The 4,475-nt window shown below is 45.8% G+C and carries 4 protein-coding genes; 2 read left to right on the top strand and 2 right to left on the bottom strand.

The features are described 5' to 3' along the window. On the bottom strand, positions 1-1,994 hold a 1,994-nt coding region (locus H735_RS27740), incomplete at its 3' end, for a type VI secretion system Vgr family protein (protein WP_020195408.1). A 420-nt stretch (positions 1,995-2,414) separates the two neighbouring features. Here H735_RS27740 and H735_RS27735 point away from each other — a divergent pair. Beyond that, entirely contained in the window at positions 2,415-3,242 is an 828-nt protein-coding gene (locus H735_RS27735; protein WP_020195409.1) for a restriction endonuclease, read from the top strand. A 280-nt stretch (positions 3,243-3,522) separates the two neighbouring features. Here the strand turns inward: H735_RS27735 and H735_RS27730 are convergent, their stop codons facing one another. After that, positions 3,523-4,008: a hypothetical protein gene (locus H735_RS27730; protein WP_020195410.1), complete on the bottom strand. Its 486-nt coding sequence runs from the start codon at positions 4,006-4,008 to the stop codon at positions 3,523-3,525. A gap of 125 nt (positions 4,009-4,133) precedes the next feature. Between H735_RS27730 and H735_RS32160 the strand changes: the two genes are divergently transcribed. Continuing rightward, on the top strand, positions 4,134-4,403 hold the full coding sequence (locus tag H735_RS32160; RefSeq protein WP_052268492.1) for a helix-turn-helix domain-containing protein: 270 nt from the start codon (positions 4,134-4,136) through the stop codon (positions 4,401-4,403). Positions 4,404-4,475 lie beyond the last annotated feature (72 nt).

Here is a 4,475-nt window from a genome sequence, read left to right as displayed (position 1 = left end):
CCGCTGCTCTTTAGCACTAAGCTGGATGCGCCAACGAAGAGCTTGATTTCATCCGCTGAGACCACCGCGGTTTCGCCATCAGAGCGGATAGAGGTATTGCCGTTGACTTCGACACTGAGGTTATTGCCAATGCTATGTGTATCGTCAGCCCCCACATCAATAGAGCGCGATGCCATGATTACCGTGTTTTGGTCTTGCCCTACATCCAGAGAATCGTCTTTACCAATCAAAGTTTGACGATTTCCGTCGATGTACAAGTCTCGGTTGTTGGCTATTTTCTCGGATTCATTCGCGTTGTAAGTAACGTGAACATCTTCCTCAACTTGCTCCATAAAGGTTTGCTTAGTGATGGAGGTTTTATACCCGTCAATCACTTCCTTACGGTCGCCTAAGATATTATTTTCTTGGTTGTTGCCGACGTTTAACTCTTCATCATTACCGATATCTCGGTAACGGTTATTGAGCACTTTAGTCTTCATGTCTTTTTGAGCGCGGAAATGTACCTCTTCTTGGTCATTCTCATCCTCAAAGTACATTTCGTTGTAACCTTCAGCCTTATGGCTTTGGGTTCTAAATACGGTGCGAGTTTTATTTTCTGGTAATGGGTATGGCGGCGTGTGTAGACCGTTGTACACCGCGCCCGTCACCAGTGGACGGTCTGGGTCACCCTCTAGGAAGGTCACAATCACTTCATGTCCAATGCGCGGTAAATACACTGCTCCCCAGTTTGGTGCTGCCATTGATTGACTAACACGTAGCCAACATGAACTATGTTCATCACTTTGCGCATAGCGGTCCCAATGGAACTGAACTTTGATGCGTCCGTATTCATCGGTGTAGATTTCTTCACCCGCAGGACCAACTACAACCGCGGTTTGAGGACCATCAACGACAGGTGACGCCATTTTAGGTGCACGGAATGTTACGTCTCGTGGTAAGCAGACAAACTGATTGTGATAAGTCGTAGGCTCATCGCTCGATTCTTCTTCGTGCACACGAGGGTTAAAGCCAGTGTGCATCACCGTCAACATGAGGTAATCACGGTTGATGTTGGAACGAGGATGCTGGCTGATATCGAAGCTGTAGCCTGCGGTGAGACGCATGATATCGCTCGCAGCTTCAATCTGATGGCTGTCCACTGTGTATTCGGACATCCACTCCGTTACACGCTGCTGCCCTAAGTCTGGTGAAGTATAACGGCCAAGATAGTCGTAGCGCTGCAAATCAAAGTTCGGGCCTTCATCCGCACTTTTTCCTTGTGGGATTTTCGGCGTGAGATAGTTGTAATCGCCATAGCTGACGATGCCAGTGCGAGTACGATGCGTTTGCTCGAGGTCGAAGATGTGTTCTCGATCTGGCGTGCCACCTCCTTGGGCATGATAAATCACAGGTCCTAGGTAAGAAGCATTAGTAGGTGAACTGATGAGCTCAGGTATCGCATCGTTGCTATCGACAATGACCATGGTATGTCCAGCGTCGCTGTGCTCGAAATAGTACCAAAGGCCATGCTCTGCCATTAATCGCTGAACAAAATGCTGGTCATTCTCACGGTACTGGAGAACGTACTCTTTCGCTTCGTATTGCGCTGACAGTTCAAAGCGGTAATCGCTCATGCCTGCATCATCAAAAACCTGACGGATGATGTCGGGCGCAGTTTGCATCTGGAAGATGCGACAGTCTTGGCGTTGAGTGAGAAACCAAAGGTGTGGAACCAAGGTAATATGATAACGCGAGAAGCGGCGACCAGAACCTAAATAGCGAAGCTCAGAGATACTGCCATTAAACTGACGAGCCGTTCCCACCCCTTGACCAAACAGGCTCAGAACACCCATTTTTCGACTTAAGGCATCAAACGTGATGGCATCGTCATCGGACAATACCGTTAGATTCATTTCAAAGGGGGAAGAGACTGTCTCTGTTATTCGAAAGCTTTCGACTTTAAATGCACCGGAGAATCCAGAAACATCAAAGGTGAAGTTTACATCATTAACCATACCATTCGGCTCTTATGACAACGAGGAGGTAAGCGGAAAAGGTTCACCGCCACATGTTAAATAGTCGAACTGTATCAAGCTCTATGATACTCATCACCGTGGTGATTTGACGGAAAATACGAGTATTCAATAGTGCATTTGGTTGAGTAGGCAGAGAGATTAAACGTTCTAATCTGAAAGTTAACACTTTGCATAGTGATATAGGCGGATTTAGTGCGCCTCTAACAGTTCAGTTTTGTGACGTTGGTAAGCAAAAATATTCGGAGTGACACGATGTTTTGGAGAAGTTGTATTAGTAGAAAGTAGAAGAGAACAATTGGAGCCCGTAACGAATTGTTTTATCGATTAATGCTCATCATGATTTGCCTACCACCCAAACTATGATTAAATGCACTTTAGTGCATATTTAGGAAAAGATTAATGGCAAGGAAAAGTGATGGCATCATCTGGCATTTGATGGATGCACCGTGGTGGTTAAGTGTGATTTTATCGATAGGTGTGTATGTCGCCCTTTCATACGTATTACCAGAGCTTGCTGCCAGCAGTAACAACTTTGTTTTCCATGCTATAGCCCCAAACCTTTCCATGTTCGCCCCATATTTTGCGTTGCTGTTTTTCATTCCCGCGCCGATTGCTTTTTTTAAACAATTTCAGAGAAGGCAGAGGTATCGGACGACCACATCACATATCCGCTCGAGACGAGTAACCACGCCATTTCACCAATTAAGCTGGCTAGAGTTTGAATCTTATGTCGGCGAGTACTTTAAGCATCAAGGTTATACCGTGAAGCAGTCTTTTTCACAAAAGCCTGACGGCGGCATTGATATTTGGTTGACGAAAGATGGTGAATTGAGCCTAGTGCAATGTAAACACTGGAAGGCCAAGAAAGTTGGCATTCAGGTACTTCGAGAAATGTACGGTGTCATGATAGAGCACCACGCAAGCAAAATGATTATCGTCACGTCAGGAGACTTTACATCGGAAGCCATTGCTTACGCGCAAGATAAACGCCTGTGGTTGGTCAACGGCTCAGAGTTGGTTCATATTATTGAGGATGGACGGAGCTTTGAAAATAAACCACCAAAGCCAACGAGCGACGTGAAACCGGTACCAAAAGTGTGTCCAAACTGTCAGTCTATCCTTGTAAAACGAGTGGCTAAACGAGGAGTAAATAAAGGGAAAGCATTCTATGGCTGCACTTCGTTTCCAACGTGTCGATACACGATTGATTACTCAAAGCCTAATTAGCGATGCTGCCTAAAAGGCGTCTGATTAATGAGCGGTAATTAACGGTTTTTGCTCAAAAACAAAAAAGGATAAAGACAGTCTGTGGGCGGCTTTTCACATCCTTGTACGTCCCTATAGCTGTACTCAATGCTCTCACTTTAACCCACAGCTCGAAAAGCCGCATCGCTAGTTTAAGAGGCTTCTAAAGCACCAACAAGTGGGGATTGTCGTCATACTTTGAAGTTATAGCGAGCCTCCCAAAATAGAGATAGGCTACTGATAATTCGAGGGATAACGTTTGTTATCTTGGTTTGGCTATTTTGTTACTTTCGGTGGCTTGCCGCAATACTTGCCAAATGTCGGGTAAGCGGTGACCTAGTCTTTGTAACGTCATCACAATTTGAGACTGGTGATGTTCATCCGTTGGAGCGCCATGACCAAAGCGCAACTCTTTACAGCGCTGAGCTTGTGCTAGATGGTCAAAATCAGCCGTCAACTCTAACAAGGCTTTTTCTACTTGCCGGTAGTTAAAGCAACCTATCGACAAGGTTTGCGCGATGATGCTCAGCCCTAAGTGCATCGACATCATTTTTTTCAGCTCGCGCTGAATATCGGCACTGTCATCAATGCGGTACTGCTCGTAGAAGGGCACTAAGTGCGGATATATGTGTGATGGCTTTAGGTTTGACATTAGACGCTGGCGCACGACTAAGGACGAGGCGTTAGGATGGCGTTCTAAAATATGTTCGATGCGACGCTGTAATTGTGCATCATTGAGTCTTCCCATCTCTTCTCAACGTTCAGCATTCAGATAACGTCATTTTGCCATATTGCGTCTCAAGCTTGACCAAGTATTTTGAGAGTTGTGTCGTATAATGAGGGCATTCATCGTCATAACACAGCAATACCATCATGCCTTGTAAACCTATTGATAATAAACTCTTTCTAGAGCACCTCAATGCGCTTCTTTCACACACTCGTGACAGCCGAACCGCTACGCCGGATGTGTCCGCTCTTTTGCCATTTGTTCGAGATGTTGTGCTTGAGGAAGTCGTCATACACTGTCGAGGCAATCAAGCGAAAGCCTCAAGAATACTAGGATTGAATCGAGGTACGCTACGCACCCACATGCGTCGAATAAACAAACAAAACGTAACGATGGCGCTCAATGACGGCGCTTGAGTACCCCTTCTGACCGCAGGACTAAGCCACTCTTTGATTTCGAATTGGAATGCTTTATTGGGCAAACGGCAC

Source organism: Vibrio owensii CAIM 1854 = LMG 25443, from assembly GCF_000817815.1.
In the GTDB taxonomy this organism is placed as follows: Bacteria; Pseudomonadota; Gammaproteobacteria; order Enterobacterales; family Vibrionaceae; genus Vibrio; species Vibrio owensii.
This window is presented reverse-complemented; position numbering and strand designations above follow the sequence as displayed.

What these genes read in the sequence shown, in the direction of transcription:
- H735_RS27735 (WP_020195409.1), top strand. Translation starts at nt 2,415, where the DNA reads ATGGCAAGGAAAAGTGATGGCATCATCTGGCATTTGATGGATGCACCG.
- H735_RS27730 (WP_020195410.1), bottom strand. Translation starts at nt 4,008, where the DNA reads ATGGGAAGACTCAATGATGCACAATTACAGCGTCGCATCGAACATATT.
- H735_RS32160 (WP_052268492.1), top strand. Translation starts at nt 4,134, where the DNA reads ATGCCTTGTAAACCTATTGATAATAAACTCTTTCTAGAGCACCTCAAT.